The organism is Cobetia amphilecti (genome assembly GCF_020217465.1).
Classification (GTDB): Bacteria; Pseudomonadota; Gammaproteobacteria; order Pseudomonadales; family Halomonadaceae; genus Cobetia; species Cobetia amphilecti.
In genome coordinates this window covers 944,691-964,924 of the sequence record NZ_CP084115.1, presented here as the reverse complement: position 1 = coordinate 964,924, position 20,234 = coordinate 944,691, and the positions used below count along the sequence as shown (strand labels likewise).

The following is a 20,234-nucleotide window of genomic DNA, read 5'->3' as shown; positions in this document are numbered from 1 at the left end:
GATCAGCCAAGTGAGAGACACAGATACTTGGTTTCCATGTACTCCTCGAGGCCATACTTGGAGCCTTCACGGCCCAACCCCGACGCCTTGGTGCCACCAAAGGGCGCCGCGGCGTTGGAGATCAGCCCGGTATTGATACCAACCATGCCGTAGTCCAGACCTTCCGATACGCGCCAGACACGCTTGAGGTCGCTGCTGTAGAAGTAACTGGCCAGGCCGAATTCGGTGTCGTTGGCCATCTCGATCGCCTCTTCCTCGCTCTCGAAGGGGAAGATCGCCGCCAGCGGACCGAAGGTTTCCTCACGGGCGACCTTCATCTCCGGCGTCACCTGCGAGATCAGGGTCGGCGTGAAGAAGCTGCCCCCCAGCGGATGCGGATGGCCGCCCAGCAGCAGTTCGGCGCCCTTGTCGAGGGCATCCTGCACATGCTCGGTGACCTTCTCGACGGCGTCGCCATCAATCAACGGACCGACCTTGACGCCCTCTTCCAGGCCATTGCCCACGGTCAGCTCAGCGTTCATGGCAGCGGCCAGCTTCTCGCTGAAGGCATTGACCACGCTGGACTGCACCAGGAAGCGATTGGTGCAGACGCAGGTCTGGCCGGCATTGCGGAACTTGGCCGCCATCGCGCCTTCCACCGCCGCATCGAGATCGGCGTCTTCGAACACCAGAAAGGGCGCGTTGCCGCCAAGCTCCAGCGAGATCTTCTGGATATGCTGCGCGGCATTTGCCATCAGGCCACGCCCGACTTCCGTGGAGCCGGTGAAGGTCACCTTGCGCACGATGCTGGAATCGGTCATCGCCTTGGCGATGTCCTTGGCCGAGCCCGGCACGACGTTGAAGACACCGCGCGGCACGCCAGCACGTTCCGCCAGCACCGCCAGCGCCAACGCCGAGAACGGCGTCTGGCTGGCCGGCTTGACCACGATCGGGCAGCCTGCGGCCAGCGCGGCGCCCGCCTTGCGGGTGATCATCGAGGCCGGGAAGTTCCACGGCGTGATCGCCCCCACCACCCCGACCGGCTGCTTGAGCACCAGAATACGCTGGTCACGCTTGGCGGCCGGAATGGTGTCGCCATACACGCGCTGACCTTCTTCGGCGAACCAGCGCAGGAAGCTGGCCGCGTACTGGATTTCACCGGCGGCTTCGGCGAGGGGCTTGCCCTGCTCCAGCGTCATGATCTGCGCCAGATCATCCTTGTGCTCCAGCATCAGGGCGTACCACTTCATCAGGATGTCAGCGCGCTCCAGCGCCGGCGTCTCCTTCCAGTCCGCGAAGGAGTGCTGCGCCGCCTCGATGGCACGTTCGGTCTCGGCGTAACCCAGCCGAGGCACGCGGCCGATGATCTCGCCGGTGGCAGGATTGTCGACCTCGATCTGCTCGCCGGAATCCGCGGCTACCCAGCCACCGTCGATATAGGCAAATGGACGAAACAGACTGGTATCGTTGAGATGTTCCATGAAGACTCCCGAGGCGTGCTTGTGGGTCAAGGCAGTGATTCCCGGCTACCCGAGACTACTCAAGACTAACCTGATATAGCCTAGATGCGGGCGTGGCGCTAGATCCACAACCCTGCCAGTACTAGTACCACGATGGCCAGCCCGGCGAGCCACCAGCGCTTGCGCGTTGCCGGCCTGGCGGCGTCAGCCGTGGGCCCGGGCGCCTCGCCGGCCTCGCTCTCGGGCGGCATCGAGACGACTCGCCGCGCCTTCTGCTGCTTGATTCGCGCATTGAAGACCTGCACTGCACGCCCGTCGCGAAGCTCGAAGTCCACCGCCAGTCCCGGCCCCGGCAAGCCACGCCCGCGCCAGCCGACCAGATCGAAGGCGTGCTCACCGCCCTTCTCGTCCCGAATGGTGCCCTGCTGTTCTGCATCATCGAAATGGATGATTTCCCCGATCACATCATGTCTCCCGACTCTTCAGGCTTCTGCGCCTGACTTTCTCGATATCTGACTTTCTCGACATCTGAGCTTCTCGACATCTGAGCTTCTCTACGCCTGAGCGTTTCTACGCCTGCCCTGGCCGACTAGTCATGCGCTTCGCGACTGTCCGACAGGGTGATAGACACCGAGTCCGAGAAGCGCAAGGCATGCGGCTTGTCGATCTCGACCTGCGCCGTCAGCACCTGTTCGTGCGCCATCACGATATCCAGCACCTCACGGGTCATGCGTTCGAGCAGCGCGAAGCGCCCTTCCTCGACATGACGGATCAACTGCTTGGTGATGGTGCGGTAATTGAGCGCTTCACTGATGTGATTGAACTGCACGGCGCGTGCCGCGCGATAGCGGATCACCACGTTGATCACGACATCCTGGCGGTTCTGGATCTCGTCTTCATTGATCCCGATATAGGTTCTCAGGCGCAGGTTCTTGATGCGAATGGTGGCGAGATCGTGATCGAGATGTTCATCGTGCAAGGCATGCATCGGCATCGGCAGGGACTCCTGATCAAGGGAAACGCGCGAGATGACTCCCAGACAAGAACGCCGCCTCGAAAGGCGGCGTCTTCACTCTGCTGTCAGCTGATCAACGTCAGGAATTCCTGACGGGTCGGCTGATTGTCGCGGAAGGCGCCCAGCATCACGGACGTCTTCATGCTGGAATTCTGCTTTTCCACCCCACGCATCATCATGCACATGTGACGCGCTTCGACCACGACGGCCACACCACGTGCACCGGTGACCTGCTGAACGGCCTCGGCGATCTGCTTGGTGAGGTTTTCCTGAATCTGCATGCGACGCGAATACATGTCGACGATACGCGCGAACTTGGACAGACCGAGCACCTTGCCAGACGGCAGATAGGCGATGTGGCACTTGCCGATGAACGGCAGCAGGTGATGCTCGCACATCGAGTAAAGCTCGATGTCCTTGACCAGTACCATCTCGTCCGTATCGGAGGTGAAGACAGCGCCGTTGACGATCTCCTCCAACGACTGTTGATAGCCATGAGTCAGGTACTGCATGGCCTTGGCCGCGCGCTTGGGCGTATCCAGCAGGCCCTCACGCTCTGGATCCTCACCCAACGCGGTGATGATCTGGCGGTAGTGGTTGGCAATCTCTTCGGTCATCCGTCTGCCTATGGTATCGGTCAGGGGCGCGCACTAGCGCACGCATAGCAGGGGTAAAGCACAAAAGTCATACACAAGCGATCAGATGGCAAGAAATCGTATAACTTCGTGTTCAATGTCAGGGCCAGATTCTACCTCAGGCATGCCGTCAACGCAGGTCTGTTCACGCGATTGTCGTATCCATGCAACACATGCGCCCCCATCGGTAACCGATGGGGGCGCATGAAGGGGCGATGTCACTCACTTCGCCAAAGGGGCTCAGGCCTCGCGACGACCTTCAGGTCATGTCACGACTGCCAGGCCATATCGCGATCGCTAGGCCAGCCAACGCGGCGCAGACAGCGCGACGCGCTGCTGTTCCAGGCTGCGAATGTGGTCGTCCCAGTAGCCCAGGCTCGCCACATGCGAGAAGGCCTGCGGGAAGGCGGGGTCCGACCAGCGCCGCACCACCCAGGCACTGTGACGCACCATACGCAGTGTGCGCAGGGTCTCGATCCACTTGAGCTCGCTGCGATTGAACTCACAATGCTGCTCGTAGCCCTCCAGCACCTCGGACAGCTGCATGTGCAGCTCCGGGTCGCTCTGACCGGTCAACAGCATCCACAGGTCCTGCACCGCCGGGGCGCTCAGGCAGTCATCGAAGTCGACCAGCGCGAAGCTGTCATCGCGCCCCAGCATGTTGCCGATGTGGCAGTCGCCGTGGGTACGGATCAGGGCGCTTTCCGGCCAGCTCTGCTCCGCGACCAATGGGCGCAATGCCTCGATGACGCGCTGGTAGCTGTCGCGCTGGCGCTCACTCAGCCAGTCGGAGGCCAGTACGCTGGCGCAGCTCTCTTCCAGAATCCGCAGCGGCGAGAGCGTCTCCCGCTCGCGAAACGCGCTCTTGCGCCCCACCGCGTGCACGCGACCGATCAGCTCACCCAGCTGATAGAGGTGCTCGGCAGATTCAAGCTCCGGCGCGCGCCCCACCACATGCGGGAAGAGAGCGAAGTCGAAGCCCTCGAATCGATGCAGCGTCTCGCCGGCCTCGTTCGCCCACGCGGGGGCGCCGGGGACACCGGCCTCATCCAGCTCGGCCAGGAAGGCGTGCTCCTCGAGAATCTGGGCACGGCTCCAGCGCTCGGGGCGATAGAACTTGGCCACCCAGCGGCGTCGGTCATCATCGGCGAGATGGTAGACACGATTCTCGTAACTGTTCAGCGCGAACGGCTCGCCGGGCAACCAGAAGCCCAGCGATTCGACAGCGGCCACGACACGGTCCGGCGCGAGAGCATCGAAGGGATGAAAACGCGTGTCTCCATGGCCCTCTGGCGCGGATGTCGTCGACCAGGTGTTGCCATTGGAGCGCGCATCCAACTCGCGCGAGGTGCCGGAAGATTGCGAGTCATCGGGGGAAACAGGATCAATAGGCATGGCAATTCCTCGGGCATGGACCAGCAAACGGCTGCCGGACCTTGCATGCTATGAGATTAGACCCTCTGCACGCCAGTCTTCTCCCTGATTGACCCCGCATGCCCGCTGAGCTCAACGCCCGTTTCGAGGCTCAGCCCCGGCGGCATGTGTCGGGCAGCTCTACTTCGTGTCGCGTTTGCGGGTCACAGCGCCCCACGCAAGGCCAGGGGAGTCCGCGCCAGCACGCAGGCATCGACCTCACGGGCACCGGCTCGCAGGCAGGCCTGAGCAAGACTGTCGAGCGTCGCACCGCTGGTCATGACGTCATCGATCAGCAGCACGTGCTCGGGCAAGAGGCCGTCAATGTCATAACGCCCACGCTGGGCCTTCAGACGCCCGCGCCTATCCCGCAGGCGCTGATCCGGCGCTGCCCTGGCCACCGCGGCTGACGCCTCGTGCGGCATGCGCCTGTCGCGCACCCGCGCCATATCCCGCGGATGGCCAGCAATGGCGGGGCCCAGCCCGCGACACAGTTCCGCCAGCGCATCATGGCCGCGCTGGCGACGACGATAGGCATCTGCCGGTACCAGCATCACTACGCCGTGAGGATGCGCCTGGCGCCACTCGCGGCAGAAGTGCGCAAGCTCCCGCTGCATGAGTTGGCGCAGCAGTCGCCCGGCGCGGCGCTGATGCTGGTCCTTGTAGCGCTGGAACAGCCCCGCCAGCAACCCTTCATACCGCAGCGGCGCAAAGCAGCGTGCAAAGGCGGGCGGTGACGACAGGCACCGCGCACAAGCCTGCTGACTCAATGCCAGTGAGGCGACAGGCTCAGCACAGCGCGGGCAGGCATGCTGATTGCGCGCGATTCTCGCCTCGCAGGCGTCGCACCACTCGCGGCGCGATGACAGCCCTCGCTCATCAGGCGAGCGTGACGGTAGAGAGGAAAATGAATGGGGAGGTGACACTGAAGCGCTCTGCCGTTCGGTCGCGCCTGACATGGCTGTCGTCAGCTGACGCTGACAGAAGGCGCAGGGTCGCGACAGCTGCCAGTGGTCAACCAGCAGAGCTCTCATCGTTGACAGCGCCCGCGGAAACTCTATCATCTCAGTTAACCTGACCTTACTCGATGCGTTGACTGGCCACTTGCCAGCTCGGCTGCCGACTCCCGGACTCACCCACGGATGACCGGCTCAGCGCGCTCTCGCTCTGCCCGCCTGATGAAGGACCTCAAGCTCATGACCGTAGAAGCCTCCCGCGTGACCACACAAGCCACGAATATCCCTGCGCCTGCCGATGACAGCGTGGTACGCCATGACTGGAGCGTCGCGGAAATCGAGGCGCTGTTCGCCCTGCCCTTCAATGACCTGCTGTTCCGTGCCCAGCAGGTGCACCGCCAGCACTTCGACCCGAATGCGGTACAGGTCTCCACCCTGCTGTCGATCAAGACTGGCGCCTGCCCGGAAGACTGCAAGTACTGCCCGCAGTCCGGCCACTACAACACCGGCCTTGGCAAGGAAAAGCTGATGGAGATCGAGAAGGTGGTCGAGCAGGCACGTGCCGCCAAGGACGCCGGCGCCAGCCGCTTCTGCATGGGTGCGGCCTGGAAGAGCCCGCGTGAGCGCGACCTCGAAGTGGTCACCGAGATGGTGCGTCAGGTGAAGTCGCTGGGACTCGAGACCTGCATGACGCTGGGCATGGTCGATACCGATCAGGCCAGAAAGCTCGCGGATGCCGGACTCGACTACTACAACCACAATCTGGACACCTCACCGGAGTACTACGGCGAGATCATCACCACGCGCAGCTACAGCGAGCGCCTGGACACCCTCGCCAGCGTGCGCGAAGCCGGCATGAAGGTGTGCTCCGGCGGCATCCTCGGCATGGGCGAGACCACCACCGACCGCGCCGGCCTGCTGCGTCAGCTGGCCAATCTGGAGCCGCAGCCGGAATCGGTGCCGATCAACATGCTGGTCAAGGTGGCGGGCACGCCGCTGGAGAATGTCGATGACCTCGATCCCATCGAGTTCATCCGCGCCATCGCCGTGGCGCGCATCATGATGCCGAAGAGTCACGTACGCCTGTCTGCCGGCCGCGAGCAGATGGACGATTCCACTCAGGCACTGGCCTTCCTCGCCGGCGCCAACTCCATCTTCTATGGCGAGCGTCTGCTGACCACCGGCAACCCGCAGGCCAACCGTGACCGCGAGCTGTTCGAGCGCCTCGGTCTGCACCCGGAAACCCGCCAGGAAGTCGCCAGCGACGAAGTGCGCGAAGCCGCCCTGAAGGCCGCCATGGAAGAACAGGCACGTGCCAATGTCGAGGGCAGCCTGTTCTATGACGCCACGCGCGAGGCGACGCCCGCCAGCAGCGAAGGCCAGGTGCGCGAGCGCAAGCCCTGCGGCCTGGTGGTCTGATCGCTCGTGGCCACCGACACGCCCGCCAGCGCGCGCTTAAGCCCTCAGTCCAGCGCCAGCTTCACGCATCTGGAGGACCTGCTCACTCAGCGTGAGCGGGTCGGCCGTTATCGCCGGCGCCTGACGCTGGATTCGCCACAGGGCCCCCACGTCAACCTCGCCGGGCAGGAAGCCGGTGCAGGAATGCGCCCGCTGCTCAACTTCACCGCCAACGACTATCTGGGGCTGGCCAACCACCCGGCGCTGGTCGAGGCCGGCTGTCGCGCGGCGCGTGAATTCGGTGTCGGCAGCGGCAGCGCCCACCTGGTCAATGGCCACCAGCGCGCTCACCACCAGCTGGAGGCTCGCCTGGCCGAGCTGACCGGGCGGCCACGCGCGCTGCTGTTCTCCACCGGTTTCATGGCCAATCTGGGCGTGATCGATGCGCTGGCGAGTGCCTCGCGCGAGGCCGGTCGCAGCCTCGAGATCTTCCATGATCGCCTCAATCACGCCAGCCTCCTCGACGGCGCGCGCCTGGCATCCTCCGGCACTACTGCCGTGCGCTCGCGTCGCTTCCATCATCGCGATATCGAGGACCTCGAGCGCCAGCTGACGCGCTCCCGGGCCGATGACACGCTGGTGATCAGCGATGGCGTGTTCAGCATGGATGGCGACTGCGCCGATATCGCGGGCCTGAGCCAGGCCTGCGCCCGGCACGGCGCCTGGCTGATGATCGATGATGCCCACGGGCTGGGCGTGCTGGGCGAGCATGGCGAAGGCCTGGTCGGGCGCGATACCCCGCTGGCTGACGTGCCGGTATTGGTCGGCACCCTGGGCAAGGCGCTCGGCAGCAGCGGCGCCTTCGTCGCCGGCAGCGATGCGCTGATCGAGAGCCTGATCCAGCTGGCGCGCCCTTACATCTACACCACCGCGCAACCACCGCATGTCGCCGCCGCTACCCTGGCGGCGCTGGAGATCGTCGCGCGCGAGCCGCAGCGCCGTGAGCAATTGCAGGCCCGCGTGCAGCAGTTCCGTGAGGGTTGCACGCATCTGCTGGCAGGCAGTGGGCTCGCGCTCGGGCTGTCGTCAGCCGACACGAACATTTCATCCTCCGCCCCGCTGACCCCGATTCAGCCGCTGATTCTGGGCAGCGAAGCGCGGGCATTGGCCTGGAGCGCGGCACTGCGCGAGCGCGGCGTGCTGGTCTCGGCCATCCGCCCGCCCACGGTGCCCGCCGGCAGCTCGCGCCTGCGCTTCACCTTCTCCGCCGAGCACACGGCCGAGGATATCGCGGTACTGCTCGACGCTCTCGAAGCGGTACTGGCAGCGGAAAAGGCCCAGCCCCGCTCGGCTTCCCCAACCATCAGCCCAGAAGGAGTCACGCCATGACGCTGACTCGTCTGGTGCTGTTCAGCGGCTGGGGTATCGATGCGCGCATCTGGCAGCCCTTGATCGCCTGCCTGCATGCACGCCTCGCTCACGTCACTGAGACGAATGATGAGGCAGATGACGGGGCAGATGATCAGGCAAAGAGACGCCCGCTGGAGATCATCGCGCCGGATTGGCCAGAAGAAGGCCCGCAAGCCGAGTCACAGGCAGGCTCAGAACCGACTGCCTCGCAAGCCTCACTGGGCGGTGCCGATACCCTGTGGCTGGGCTGGTCGCTGGGCGCCCTGCGGGCCGAGGCGCTGGCGAAGAAGCAGGCGCCGGCCGCCCTTGTCTCGCTGGCCATGGGGCCAAGCTTCATCGACCAGGCCGCATCTGAGCAGAAGCTCCCCGCTCTGGCACCAGAGGTGCTGGAGGACTTCCGCGCAGCCTTCGCGCGCAACCCTGCCGCCAGCTGGCAACACTTTCTGCGCTGGCAGGCCAGTGGTGAGGCCTCTGCGCGTGACTGCCTCAGACAATTGCGTGAACTGATCGGTCGTCACCCCGTCAGTCGTGAAGCAGTGCTGGCGGCAGGACTGGCGGAACTGGCCAGCCGCCAGATGTCGCTGGCGCCTCAATCAGAGTTACCGCTCGAGTTCTGGCTCGGCAAGCAGGACCCGCTGCTGGCACCGGGCCTGAGTGCGGCGCTGCGCGCGCAGGGCCAGGCGGTCGCGGAATTCGAGGGCGGCCACTGCCTGCCATTGAGCGCGACCGAGGCGCTTGCCGATGCCCTGCTTACACGCATGGGCCTCGCCTCCCACGTCACGCGCATCAGCGAGGAGGCCTGAGATGTCGATTGCCGTCAGCGTGCCGCCTGCAGAGCTTGCAACGCCCCCGCTCACGCCTGCCACGAGCCGTCAGCAGGTTGCCCGCGCCTTTGATCGCGGCGCTGCCGACTACCTCACGCTGGCGCAGGCGCAGCACGCCATGGCGGCCACCCTGTTCGCCTCGCTCCCTGAGCGGCTGCCGGCCGATGCCCGTGTGCTCGATCTCGGTTGTGGGCCCGGACATTGGACGCTCGAACTGGCGCAGCGCTACTCTGGGGCTTGCTGCATGGGGCTGGATCTTTCGCTTGAGATGCTGCGTGAAGCCGCACGCCAGACAAGCGAGCTTGCGAGTGTCAGCCCTGAACGCCTGCACTGGCTACTCGCCGATGCCGAGCGCCTGCCACTGGCCGATGCGAGTCTGGACCTGGTGTTCTCGAGCCTCGCCGTGCAATGGTGCGACAGCCCTCGGCAATGGCTCGCGGAACTGTCACGCACCTTGAAACCCGGCGCTCGAGCGCACATCAACACCTTGGGGCCCGGCACCCTCAAGGAAGTACGCCATGCCTGGCAGCGCGCGGATGATTCCGTGCGCCACTTCCCCAGCGCCACCCATATTGCCCGCCATGCAGAAGCCGCCGGGTTGCGCTGCCACTGGCAGTTACGCCCGCGGGTATTTCACTATCCCGATGTCGCCGCTGTCATGGCCTCGATCAAGGGCATCGGGGCACAGACCGCCACTGGCCGGCGCCTGACACGCGCTGAGGTGCAGCAAGCCAAGGCGCGGCATGAAACGTTGCGTACCGCGAAGGGATTGCCTGTAAGCTATCAAGTCATTGAACTTGTGCTCGAAAAACCGTTCAGAATTGCGTACGGACAACACTGATACTTTGCTTGAAGGCAATTACCTGCCTCGCTCGGATACAATGAAAACTGACATGAAAACCGCGGACAGCTCGTCACGGGAAACTGCTTTACCTGCGCGAGCCGAACATGGCATCGCCGCCTTCGTGACCGGTACCGATACCGAAATCGGCAAGACCTTCATCGCCAGTGCCCTGCTGGCACGTGCTCGCCTGCGCGGCCTGACCACGCTGGGCCTCAAGCCCGTGGCCTCTGACTGCTTCGAGAATCACGATGGTCTGGTCAACGCCGACGCCCTGTCATTGCAGGCGCAGTGCGAACCGGAAGCGGATTATGAAAGCATCAACCCCTGGCGCTTCGCGCCGGCCATCGCGCCGCACATTGCCGCGCGTCAGGTGGGGGTCAATCTCGAGGTGGCGAAAATCGCGGCGCATGTACGGGGCCAGCAGACAAGCGCACCGCGCGACCTGCTGCTGGTGGAAGGCGCTGGCGGCTGGCGGGTACCGCTGAATGACGATGAGGATTTCTCGGACCTGGCCATCGAGCTGGGCTTGCCGGTGATTCTGGTCGTCGGGCTACGCCTGGGCTGCATCAATCATGCGCGCCTGACGCTTGAGGCCATCGAGCGCGATGGGCTGGAGATCGCCGGCTACGTCATCAACCATCTGGAAGCGGATATCGAGGTCAGCGAAGACAACATGGCGACGTTGTCACGCACGCTGCGAGCCCCCTGCCTGGGCGTCGTACCGTGGATGTGCGATGAAGATCTTTCCAATACACGCCACGCCGCCGAGCGCGCCGCCAGCTATCTGCAACTGCCCTGCGGGCTGGAATCACGCAGCGTGCATGTCGTACAGGAGTGAGGCGCTGAAGGCGCAGCACAAGGCGGGAAAATTCAGGGGATAATCGACACAAGCGATTGACTTGAAAGGCGTCACAGGTAAAATGCAGCCCTGCTTCTCGCGGAAGTGGTGGAATTGGTAGACACGCCAGATTTAGGTTCTGGTGCCGCAAGGTGTGGGGGTTCGAGTCCCCCCTTCCGCACCATCAGCAAGCCTTTGCTGATGCTCCCCAGCTGCCTCGCGCAGTCAGCAAGTCCTCCCGCTTTTGTCTGTCGTGCATGCGTCGTGTCATCTGATGCCTTCTGCACCCATCATCATTGCCAGTGCCTTCCCGTCGGTTGCTAAACCCGTTTCACGCCCTCTCTCTGCGTTACTCTGCCTTGCAAACAACCTGCTTTGCGATCCTCTGCCTTGCGCCCCCGGACGTTCTGCGGTGCGGCATTCGCGCGTCTGGACGAACCTCAGCGTCGTCTTAGGCTGTCCTGCAGACTGGCCAGGCTGACACGCGCCTGATCCAGCAACAGCTGGCGCTCTTCACGGTCATGATGCGCGGCATGCGCCGCGGCGAGCTGCAGGTTCACGTATTCGATTCCGCTGGTGAAACGATAGAACTCGCGACGCGAGGCCACCTGGCGAAAGGCGTCGAGCAGCGAGGGATCAAGCGCCAACCGCTCACCACGCGCAACGTCTGGCTCCGCCTCCACCAATGCCGATAGCAGTGGATGCACGGCCTGATTCCATTCCTCTCTGCGCGGCTGCCAGCGACCGAGCCAGAAGCCGATGAAACCGCCGATGCCAAGGCCGCCCAGCCCCCATAACCATTCCCACTGCATGCTGGTGCCTCATTGCGTCAGATCGAATCCCGAGGGTCATTGCCTCATCCTGGCGCAGTATACCCAACAATGAGCGCTCTCATGCTCAACGCCCGACATATTTAATAAAATACTAATAAACAAGACATTTGCGCTCATTGCGCACGGGCGCCCAGCACGATGATGGCGCTGCCCGCCAGGCAGACCAGTGTCCCCAGCAGGTCCCAGCGACTGGGCAACTGCTGCTCGACCAGCCACAGCCAGGCCACTGACGCGGCGATATAGACACCGCCATAGACGGCAAAGGCGCGCCCGGCGTGACTGACGTCGACCAGTGAAAGCAGCCAGGCGAACAGCGCCAGGCTGAGCATGCCGGGGATCAGCCAGCCGGGGCTGCGCTCCAGTTTCCACCAGGCCCAGAAACTGAAGCAGCCGGCGATCTCGGCGAGCGCCGCCAGCGGATATATCCAGAGAATCGACATCGATGAGTCTCGCGTGAGGTTGGCAGCCCTGGGTGACAGCGCCATGAAAGTTGTCGGCATCAGACGACTCCCGCACCCCGTCAAAAGCCGCTAGGATTAATTAGCGGACAATCCATGGACAATCACGGCCGATGGATTCCCTGTCCGTCTCTCCGTATTGACCAAGCCAGGATTGGCGCCGTCTTGCTGCGCATGATATCGCGCAGTGACTCGATAACAAGGAACCCCACGATGACTCGGCAACGACTGATCATCAACCGCCTGGATGCTGACCGCCTCCAGCGCCTGATCGACGCTCAGCAACACGATGATGAGCTGTCCCTTCGCCTCGAAAGCCGCCTGATCCAGGCAGAGATCGTGCCCCCCGATGACTTCCCCGAAGACCGCGTCAGCATGCGCAGCCGCCTGCGCCTCAAGGGGTCGCGCTCCGGCGATAGCGAGCTGACACTGCACTACCCTACCCCGGAGGATGGTGAGTGCATGTCGCTGCGCAGCCACCTGCCGCAACCCGAAGAGCAAGAGACCTCACTGGCGCTGTGCATCATGTCGCCACTGGGCATCGCGCTGCTGGGAATGGCGGTCGGCGAGCAGATCACGCTGCCCCGGGAAGATGGCCAGAGTGACGTCATCCGCCTGGAAGCCATCCTGCATCAGCCGGAAGCCTGCGGTCAGTTTCACCTCTGAAGAGCCAGGGCCACTTGATTCACGCCTGAAAAGTGCCGGGTTCGACAGTCAGCCCTGTGCTGACACAGGCTGTCCGCGTGGCAATACGCTACGCTGACAGGAGCCAGCAGGGTTGCCGGACCCTGCTGGCTCACGCCATTGCTCCTTGACATAACACGCCATCGATCCCGCTGCGCACCTGCGCATGCGGGCATTTTCAATGTCTGTCTGGAGAATGCCTCATGGGTATATTATCGCACCCTCATGTCAAGACAGCCGCTCACCGGCACCTGCATGAAGCTCTCGAGCACTACGCGGCCAGTCATCAGCATCGTGAGAACATCCGCATGCATCTTGTCTGCGTGCCTGTCATCTTCACTGCCAGCTTGATCCTGCTGTGGAGACTGCTCGGGGGGCAGGGGCTATCGAGTGAACCGGGGCTGGGTGTGTGGATGCTGCCCGGTGGCGTGGTCACCCTGGCAGTCCTGGCCATCTATGCGCGCTTCTCCCTCAGGGTACTTGGCGTGATGGCCGTCTGGGCCCTGGCAAGCCTGGCGCTGATGTTCGTGATGCTCGGGCTCAACTGGCCGGTGACACCGATGATGCTGGCAGCCTTCGTGGTCGCCTGGATCGGTCAGGTCGTCGGCCATCGGATCGAGGGCCGCAAACCGGCCTTCCTCGATGACCTGCGTCAGCTGCTGATCGGCCCGCTGTTCGTGCTGGTCGAACTGTTCCCCGCCATGCGTGACTGGCTGCTGAAGCAGGATGAACCGACCGAGCGGTCATGAGCGGGCCTGTGAGCATGCAGCTTGCCGACACGGCCCGGTGGACAGGGATCCCGACAACACAAAAAGCCCAGCGACCTGATATGGTCGCTGGGCTTTTCATTGGACGCTACTGACGGTCACGGTGACTTGTGGCTTGCGTCATTGCTCCGGCGCGAAATCCTCGAGGCTGAAGGCCATCAATGGCGCGGCACCAGCGCTGATCTGGGCTTCCAGGGCGACGGCGCGCGGCAGCACGCGTGCCACGAAGTACTCCCCGAGCGCCAGCTTGCGGCGATAGAAGCCCTCACCGCTGGCACCTGCTTGCGCCAGTCCATGCGCCGCAGCTCGCGCCATGCGCAGCCACAGATAGCTGTAGACACACAGCCCTGCCAGATTGAGGTAGTCACAGGCCGCCGCGCCAAGCTCTTCCGGGTTGTCATCGGCGCGGGCCAGCAACTGCTCGGACACTCGCTCCAGGCGCTCAAGCTCCGTCTTGCAGGCCTCGGCGAACGGGCGGGTCTGGGCGTCGTCGGCCTGACGCTCAAGCTCGGCTCGCACCAGGGCGGCAAAGCTCGCCACATGGCCGCCACGGTTGCGGTAGAGCTTGCGCCCGACCAGATCCATCGCCTGAATGCCGTTGGTGCCTTCGTAGATCATCGCGATGCGTGCATCGCGCACGTACTGCTCGGCGCCCCACTCCACGCAGTAGCCATTGCCACCATAGAGCTGCTGCGCCATGACGGTGGCATCGAAGCCACGGTCGGTCAGCAGCGCCTTGGCGATCGGCGTCATGAATTGCACCAGCGCATCCGCGTCGGCCTTCACCGCGTCATCGGCGTGATATTTGACGCGGTCCAGCTGCTGGCCCACGAAGACGGCAAAGGCCCGCCCTGTCTCGTTCCAGACGCGCACCTCAAGCGCCATGCGCCGCACGTCAGGATGCACCAGAATCGGGTCGGCCGGCTTGTCAGGCGCCTTGGCGCCTGTCGGTGCCCGGCTCTGCAGACGCTCGGCGGCGAAGTCCATCGCGCTCTGATAGGCCACCTCGCCCAACCCCAGCCCCTGCAGACCGATGGAGAGACGCTCGTAGTTCATCATGGTGAACATCGCCGCCAGCCCCTGATGCGGCTCGCCGATCAGCACGCCTTCGGCACCGTCGAAGTTCATCACGCAGGTCGCGCTGCCCTTGATGCCCATCTTGTGTTCGATGGAGCCACAGCTGACCGCATTCGGTGTCGTCGGCTGACCGTCGGCATCGAGCAGGTGCCTGGAGACCAGAAACAGCGAGATGCCACGCGTCCCCGGCGGCGCATCCGGCAGCTTGGCGAGCACCAGATGCACGATATTGTCGACCATGTCGTGCTCGCCGCCGGTGATCCAGATCTTGGTGCCGGTGAGGCGATAGCGCGGCAGCCCCAGCAGCGGGTCATCGCCCTCAAGGGGTTCGGCACGGGTGCGGATCAGGCCGAGGTCCGTGCCGCAATGCGGTTCGGTCAGACACATGGTGCCCAGCCAGTCGCCGGCATACATGCGCGGCAGAAACACCTGCTTGACGGACTCCGGCGCGTGGCTGTCCACCGCCAGACAGGCGCCAGCATTCAGCGCTGGATAGAGCGCGAAGCTGGTATTGGTGGCGTAGAGCATCTCTTCAAAGGCCACGGTGAGCATCTTGGGCATGCCTTGACCACCGTATTCAGGATTGCCGCCCAGTCCCATCCAGCCGCCTTCGGCGAGTACCCGATAGGCCTCCTTGAAGCCCTTGGGCGTCGTGACGTGGCCATTCTCGAAACGCGCACCCTCGGCATCACCGCTCAGGTTGAGCGGCAGCAGCTCGGCCTGGGTCACGCGCGCACCTTCCTCGAGAATCGCCTCGGCCAGCTCGACATTCACCTCTTCGGTGGCTGGCATGCCCGCCCATTCCTGCTCGGCGGCGAACACCTCATCGAGAATGAAGCGTGCATCCTTGAGTGGCGCCTGATACTTGGCCATATCACTATCCTCACTGACTCATGTGCTTAGGGCTTTCGCGAAAGATTTGCCTCTCACCCCGTGATGAACGACGGGCTTCGCTCAGCAGAATTCAAACGAATGCTTGAAACAATAGGCGCAATCAGATGCCACGTCATCTCGACCTTGGCCCAAGAGCCGCCCAGCCATGCGCCAGCACGATGATCAGGCCCGCGATAACCAGTCCAACAACGCAAGACGCCGCCCCGGGGTTACCGAGGCGGCGTCTTGTCACTGCTCATGTCGTTGCTTTTAGCGCTTTCGCTACGGTCGCTCTAGACCGATACCACATTGGCCAGCGGCGTCGGGTGCTTGCCATCTTCCCACCCCAGACTGCTGTTGGCATTCGGCGAGAACCACTTGAGCGAATCGTGCAGCTTGACCACATCCCCGACGATGATCAGCGTCGGCGGCTTGAGGCCCTGACCGGCGATCTGCGCCGGCATGTCCGCCAGCGTTGCCACATGCACACGCTGACGCGCGGTGGTGCCCTGCTCGACCAGCGCGATCGGCGTGGACGCCGCCAGGCCATTGGCGATCAACTGCTCACAGATCAGCCCCAGGCTGCCGAGCCCCATGTAGAAGACCAGCGTCTGGGCCGGACGCGCCAGCGCCTCCCAATCCAGGTCACAGCTGCCATCCTTCAAGTGGCCGGTGACGAAGCGCACCGACTGGGCGTGGTCGCGATGGGTCAGCGGGATACCCGCGTAAGCCGCGCAACCGGAAGCCGCCGTGATGCCCGGCACCACCTCGAAGCTGATGCCGGCGCCGGCCAGGGTCTCGAGCTCTTCCCCACCGCGCCCGAAGATGAAGGCGTCACCGCCCTTCAAGCGCACCACGCGATGCCCGGCGCGGGCGTAATCCACCAGCGCCTGATTGATGCCTTCCTGGGGCACGCTGTGATCGCTGCGCGCCTTGCCGACGTACAGGCGACGTGCGTCCGGATTGGCCAGCGCCAGAATCTCGTGACTGACCAGTCGATCGTGAATGATGACATCGGCCTGCTGCAGATGGCGCAGCGCCTTGAGCGTCAGCAGCTCCGGATCGCCCGGCCCCGCGCTGACCAACGCCACCTGGCCATGCGTGCCCGTGAAGCGGTCTTCCTCCTTCACGGGCAACACCGCCTCGCCGGCCACCAGGCGTGGCGGCAGACGCACGCTGGAGTCCCGGGGGTGACTCGGCGCGAACACCATCACGTGCTGCTCGCGCGCATGACGCAGGATACCGCGATCGCGCCCTTCGCTGCCGGTGGCGACCAGCCATAGCTGGCCGGGGGCCGGCACGGGCAACAGGGTATCGGCAACCTCCCAACCTTCACGACCACACAGGGTCTCCAGCATCGGCATGCGGGCATCGCCGTAGACACACAGGTCTGCACCGAGGCCGGCGAAACGCTCGGCCAGCGCGACAGCCTCCTGGCCGCCACCGATCAGGCACAGCTGGAGACGTGAGGGGTCACAGGAGAGATTGAGAAATTCCATGGGGCACATCCACAAACGCGGCGAGGCTGGGGAGCAGCCTTCGATGGATCGCATTTTAGAGCATAAGAACCACTCTCTAAAATAACCAATAAGAATAACAACCCTGGCGCTACGTTGTAGTCACGCAGAGGAAATAACGAGTGAGGGAATAACGAGTGGTGCGATCGGGCAAGGCCTCTGTCTTCGCGATAAACGAAGGCCCCCGCTTCCATGGGAAAGCGGGGGCCTTGACTACGCGAATCCACTACGGCGATTCACGCACCTCAGACGTTGATGGTTTCCACTCCGCCCATGTAGCCACGCAGCGCCTGCGGCACAGTGATGGAGCCATCGGCGTTCTGATGGTTTTCCAGCACGGCGACCAGGCAGCGGCCCACGGCCAGACCGGACCCATTCAGGGTATGCACCAGCTGCGGCTTCTTCTGACCTTCGACACGCACACGCGCCTGCATGCGGCGCGCCTGGAAGTCACGGCAGTTGGAGATGGAGGAGATCTCGCGGTAGGTCGCCTGGCTCGGCAGCCAGACTTCCAGGTCATAGGTCTTGGCGGCGGCAAAGCCCATGTCGCCGGTGCACAGGGTCACGGCACGGTACGGCAGTTCCAGCGCCTGCAGGATGGCTTCGGCGTGGCCGCGCATCTCTTCGAGGGCTTCGTCGCTCTTCTCCGCTGCGACGACCTGTACCATCTCGACCTTGTCGAACTGGTGCTGGCGAATCATGCCGCGGGTATCACGGCCATAGGCACCGGCTTCACTGCGGAAGCACGGGGTATGGGCGGTGAACTTGAGCGGCAGACTGCCGGCGTCGATGATCTCGTCGCGCACCATGTTGGTCAGCGGCACTTCGGCGGTCGGGATCAGGAAGAAATCACGATCGTCGTTGAGCTTGAACAGGTCTTCCTCGAACTTGGGCAGCTGGCTGGTGCCCATCAGGGAGTCGCGGTTGACGATATAGGGCACGTAATATTCTTCGTAGCCATGCTCCAGCGTCTGCTTGTCGAGCATGAACTGCACCAGCGCACGATGCAGGCGCGCGATGGAGCCATGCATCACGGCGAAGCGTGAACCGGTGATCTTGACCGCCAACTCGAAGTCCAGCTGGCCCTTGAGCTCACCGAGGTCGACGTGGTCGCGCACGTCGAAATCGAATTCACGCGGCGTGCCCCAGCGGTGCAGCTCGACGTTGTCGCTTTCGTCAGCGCCTTCCGGCACTTCGGCGTCCGGCAGGTTCGGCAGGCTGGCCGCCATGGCGTCGGCCTTGGCCTGCAGCTCATTGAGCTCGGACTTGGCGGCATCGAGACGCTCGCCCAGATCACTGACTTCTGCCAGCAGCGGCGCGATGTCTTCGCCGCGTGCCTTGGCATTACCGATGGACTTGGAGCGGGTGTTGCGCTCGTTCTGCAGGGATTCCGTCTCGACCTGCAGGTCACGGCGGCGCGCTTCCAGCGCGGCAAAGGCTTCGGTATCCAGCTGATAGCCACGACGTGCGAGGCGCTCGGCAGTCGCTTCAAGATCAGCGCGCAGAAGTTTCGGGTCCAGCATGTGGGAAGGCTCTCTCGTCGGATCACTCAGGCCGCATCGCGGCGCGGAAAGGTTATGCGCACTAGTCTACCTCAGCCATGCCCTGCTTCGCAGCCGCCCAGGCGACAGGATGGCGCGCCCGGGCACGGGAATCACAGCAGGACACGTGCGATCTTCATGCCCAGTGCGACCATGCCCAGACACGCCACCACACTGACGGCGACATAGACCAGCCCCGCGAGCATGCGTCCGCTCATCATCAGATTGAGCGCCTCGAGGGCAAAGGTGGAGAAGGTGGTGAAGGCACCGGTGAAGCCGGCCACCATGATCGCCTGCCAGACGGGGGCCAGCTTGAGCTCCTGGGTCACCCAGATGAACAGGAACCCCATCAGGCAGCTGCCGATCAGATTGACGCCGAGGGTCCCCCACGGGAAACCACGCCCGGCGGCGCCGACGATCCAGCCACTGACAAGATACCGTCCCAGCGCCCCGATGGCGCCGCCCGCTGCTACTGCCAACCAGGTTCCCATGTGCCTTGTATGCCCCGTGCTCGATTCATTGCGAGTGAGCGCTGGGCAACACCATGGATCGGCCGCCAGCCACTCTGGCACCCGAGGGTGCCGCCTAGCGCTCCATTGTAGGAAAATCGCCAGCCACGGGGAATCCACGACTCACGAAAGGCAGGTTGAACAAAGCACGACACCCGCGATGCGCCTCCTGACCAATGGGCATCGCGGGTGTCTGAGGGGTGGCTGAGAGCGGAAGACATCAGGCGGCAGAGCGTCTCATTCACTGCCGGGTGACGCACTGCCCTGCTCGATCTCCGCGCGCAGTTGCTCCAGCACATGCTGCCATTGGCGGTGTGCGCCCTCCTTGCCCCCCAGCTGCTCCAGACCGCGTGCCGTCCAGGTGCCGGGGGTGCCGATACGCGAGGCAAGCTCGCCGGGCGGGGTATCGGGGTGGGCTTCCATCAAGGCCAGCGCATCGCGCAACTGCGCCATCAGCAACAGGCGCGCCTGGGGGCCGCTCATGCCGGGCACCGTCTGGAACCAGTCGAGCAACGCCTGCTGTTGCGCCATCTGCCAGGCATTCACGCAGACCGCCAGCATGCTGGCCTCGAAGGCCGCTTCATCATCGAAGGCGATGATCTGCCGGACCGCCGGCCCGAGCAGGTCGCGCGTCAGCGGGTCTTCCGGATAGAGCGTGAGGGCGCTCTGCCCTTCACAGACTGCCAGCCCCGTCATCACCCGCACCACTCGCGCCGGCGCGAACCAGCGCTGCAGCTGCTGCAGTGGCACCCCGGCCGCCAGCACCATCAGGTGATGGTCCTTGCTCAGTGCGTGGCTTTCACGCAGCTCACTTGCCAGCGCCTCGAGCTGCTCTGGTCGCACCCCGACCAGCAGGCACAGGCTCGATTCACACACCGCGACATTGCTTACGTGGCGGATGGCACCGAAACGCCAGCCCAGACGGTGACTGCGCACGTCGTTGCGCGGCGAGAGGTGGAATTCCAGATCATGCCGCGAGCGGCCTTCGCGCTGACAACCGCGCGCCAACGCGACCAGCAATGGCTCCGCCAACTCCCCCACCCCCAGCACTCCCAATCGCGTGGGCGGCTGGCGAGACTCGCGATGACAGGTGGAGGTCGAGGAATAGGTGGACGATGCCATGAGCTAACTCCTGATGACTCAGCGGAAGAGGGAAGACAGCTTCAAGGCAAGAAACGGAGGGGATACGCCATGACGGCCTGC

Annotated in this window: 20 protein-coding genes and 1 tRNA gene; 8 read left to right on the top strand and 13 right to left on the bottom strand. The window is 64.0% G+C overall.

What is annotated here, in order from left to right; genetic code table 11:
• Positions 1-2 precede the first annotated feature (2 nt).
• The 6 genes from LCW13_RS04115 to LCW13_RS04090 all read right to left on the bottom strand — a co-directional run bounded on the left by LCW13_RS04115 (position 3) and on the right by LCW13_RS04090 (position 5,428).
• Positions 3-1,460 carry an NAD-dependent succinate-semialdehyde dehydrogenase gene (locus tag LCW13_RS04115; RefSeq protein WP_043332412.1) on the bottom strand — a complete coding sequence of 486 codons (1,458 nt, stop codon included), beginning with the start codon at positions 1,458-1,460 and terminating at the stop codon, positions 3-5.
• Between the two features lie 98 nt (positions 1,461-1,558).
• Positions 1,559-1,903 (bottom strand): hypothetical protein, encoded by a 345-nt coding sequence (locus LCW13_RS04110; RefSeq protein WP_225347653.1) that lies wholly within the window; start codon positions 1,901-1,903, stop codon positions 1,559-1,561.
• A gap of 125 nt (positions 1,904-2,028) precedes the next feature.
• Positions 2,029-2,433, bottom strand: coding sequence for a dihydroneopterin triphosphate 2'-epimerase (folX, locus tag LCW13_RS04105; protein ID WP_043332416.1), 405 nt, complete (start codon positions 2,431-2,433; stop codon positions 2,029-2,031).
• An 86-nt stretch (positions 2,434-2,519) separates the two neighbouring features.
• Positions 2,520-3,071, bottom strand: a complete 552-nt coding sequence (gene folE, locus LCW13_RS04100) for a GTP cyclohydrolase I FolE (RefSeq protein ID WP_043332418.1) — start codon at positions 3,069-3,071, stop codon at positions 2,520-2,522.
• A 315-nt stretch (positions 3,072-3,386) separates the two neighbouring features.
• The gene (locus tag LCW13_RS04095) at positions 3,387-4,484 is read right to left on the bottom strand and encodes a serine/threonine protein kinase (protein ID WP_084589292.1); all 1,098 of its coding nucleotides are present in this window, start codon (positions 4,482-4,484) and stop codon (positions 3,387-3,389) included.
• Between the two features lie 182 nt (positions 4,485-4,666).
• Positions 4,667-5,428: a ComF family protein gene (locus LCW13_RS04090; RefSeq protein WP_225347652.1), complete on the bottom strand. Its 762-nt coding sequence runs from the start codon at positions 5,426-5,428 to the stop codon at positions 4,667-4,669.
• 270 nt (positions 5,429-5,698) lie between these two features.
• On the opposite strand from LCW13_RS04090, the gene bioB reads away from it, so the two are divergent.
• The 6 genes from bioB to LCW13_RS04060 all read left to right on the top strand — a co-directional run bounded on the left by bioB (position 5,699) and on the right by LCW13_RS04060 (position 10,956).
• Positions 5,699-6,877, top strand: a complete 1,179-nt coding sequence (gene bioB / locus LCW13_RS04085) for a biotin synthase BioB (RefSeq protein WP_215823958.1) — start codon at positions 5,699-5,701, stop codon at positions 6,875-6,877.
• 6 nt (positions 6,878-6,883) lie between these two features.
• A complete protein-coding gene (locus LCW13_RS04080) occupies positions 6,884-8,245 on the top strand; it encodes an aminotransferase class I/II-fold pyridoxal phosphate-dependent enzyme (RefSeq protein ID WP_404813663.1) in 1,362 nt (453 codons plus the stop codon).
• Positions 8,242-9,069, top strand: coding sequence for an alpha/beta fold hydrolase (locus tag LCW13_RS04075; RefSeq protein WP_225347651.1), 828 nt, complete (start codon positions 8,242-8,244; stop codon positions 9,067-9,069). The genes LCW13_RS04080 and LCW13_RS04075 overlap by 4 nt, the downstream gene beginning before the upstream one ends.
• A gap of 1 nt (position 9,070) precedes the next feature.
• On the top strand, positions 9,071-9,931 hold the full coding sequence (locus tag LCW13_RS04070; RefSeq protein WP_225347650.1) for a methyltransferase domain-containing protein: 861 nt from the start codon (positions 9,071-9,073) through the stop codon (positions 9,929-9,931).
• Positions 9,932-9,983: 52 nt separating this feature from the next.
• A complete protein-coding gene (gene bioD, locus LCW13_RS04065; RefSeq protein WP_225347649.1) occupies positions 9,984-10,772 on the top strand; it encodes a dethiobiotin synthase in 789 nt (262 codons plus the stop codon).
• A 99-nt stretch (positions 10,773-10,871) separates the two neighbouring features.
• Positions 10,872-10,956 (top strand) — tRNA-Leu (locus tag LCW13_RS04060).
• Between the two features lie 256 nt (positions 10,957-11,212).
• Here LCW13_RS04060 and LCW13_RS04055 read toward each other — a convergent pair.
• Positions 11,213-11,584, bottom strand: coding sequence for a hypothetical protein (locus LCW13_RS04055; protein ID WP_225347648.1), 372 nt, complete (start codon positions 11,582-11,584; stop codon positions 11,213-11,215).
• Positions 11,585-11,718: 134 nt separating this feature from the next.
• Positions 11,719-12,105, bottom strand: coding sequence for a YnfA family protein (locus LCW13_RS04050; protein ID WP_318527676.1), 387 nt, complete (start codon positions 12,103-12,105; stop codon positions 11,719-11,721).
• Positions 12,106-12,276: 171 nt separating this feature from the next.
• Between LCW13_RS04050 and LCW13_RS04045 the strand changes: the two genes are divergently transcribed.
• Positions 12,277-12,729: a nucleoside diphosphate kinase regulator gene (locus tag LCW13_RS04045; RefSeq protein ID WP_153635215.1), complete on the top strand. Its 453-nt coding sequence runs from the start codon at positions 12,277-12,279 to the stop codon at positions 12,727-12,729.
• Between the two features lie 221 nt (positions 12,730-12,950).
• Positions 12,951-13,496: an Mpo1 family 2-hydroxy fatty acid dioxygenase gene (locus LCW13_RS04040; RefSeq protein WP_225347647.1), complete on the top strand. Its 546-nt coding sequence runs from the start codon at positions 12,951-12,953 to the stop codon at positions 13,494-13,496.
• Between the two features lie 138 nt (positions 13,497-13,634).
• Here LCW13_RS04040 and LCW13_RS04035 read toward each other — a convergent pair whose 3' ends face one another.
• The 5 genes from LCW13_RS04035 to LCW13_RS04015 form a co-directional block, all read right to left on the bottom strand.
• Positions 13,635-15,464 carry an acyl-CoA dehydrogenase C-terminal domain-containing protein gene (locus tag LCW13_RS04035; RefSeq protein ID WP_225347646.1) on the bottom strand — a complete coding sequence of 610 codons (1,830 nt, stop codon included), beginning with the start codon at positions 15,462-15,464 and terminating at the stop codon, positions 13,635-13,637.
• Between the two features lie 293 nt (positions 15,465-15,757).
• Positions 15,758-16,963 (bottom strand): uroporphyrinogen-III C-methyltransferase, encoded by a 1,206-nt coding sequence (gene cobA / locus LCW13_RS04030; RefSeq protein ID WP_318527675.1) that lies wholly within the window; start codon positions 16,961-16,963, stop codon positions 15,758-15,760.
• A gap of 263 nt (positions 16,964-17,226) precedes the next feature.
• Positions 17,227-18,504, bottom strand: a complete 1,278-nt coding sequence (serS, locus tag LCW13_RS04025; RefSeq protein ID WP_043332430.1) for a serine--tRNA ligase — start codon at positions 18,502-18,504, stop codon at positions 17,227-17,229.
• 131 nt (positions 18,505-18,635) lie between these two features.
• Positions 18,636-19,013, bottom strand: coding sequence for a fluoride efflux transporter CrcB (gene crcB, locus LCW13_RS04020; RefSeq protein WP_054555054.1), 378 nt, complete (start codon positions 19,011-19,013; stop codon positions 18,636-18,638).
• Between the two features lie 255 nt (positions 19,014-19,268).
• Positions 19,269-20,153 carry a hypothetical protein gene (locus tag LCW13_RS04015; protein WP_225347645.1) on the bottom strand — a complete coding sequence of 295 codons (885 nt, stop codon included), beginning with the start codon at positions 20,151-20,153 and terminating at the stop codon, positions 19,269-19,271.
• Positions 20,154-20,234: the final 81 nt, after the last annotated feature.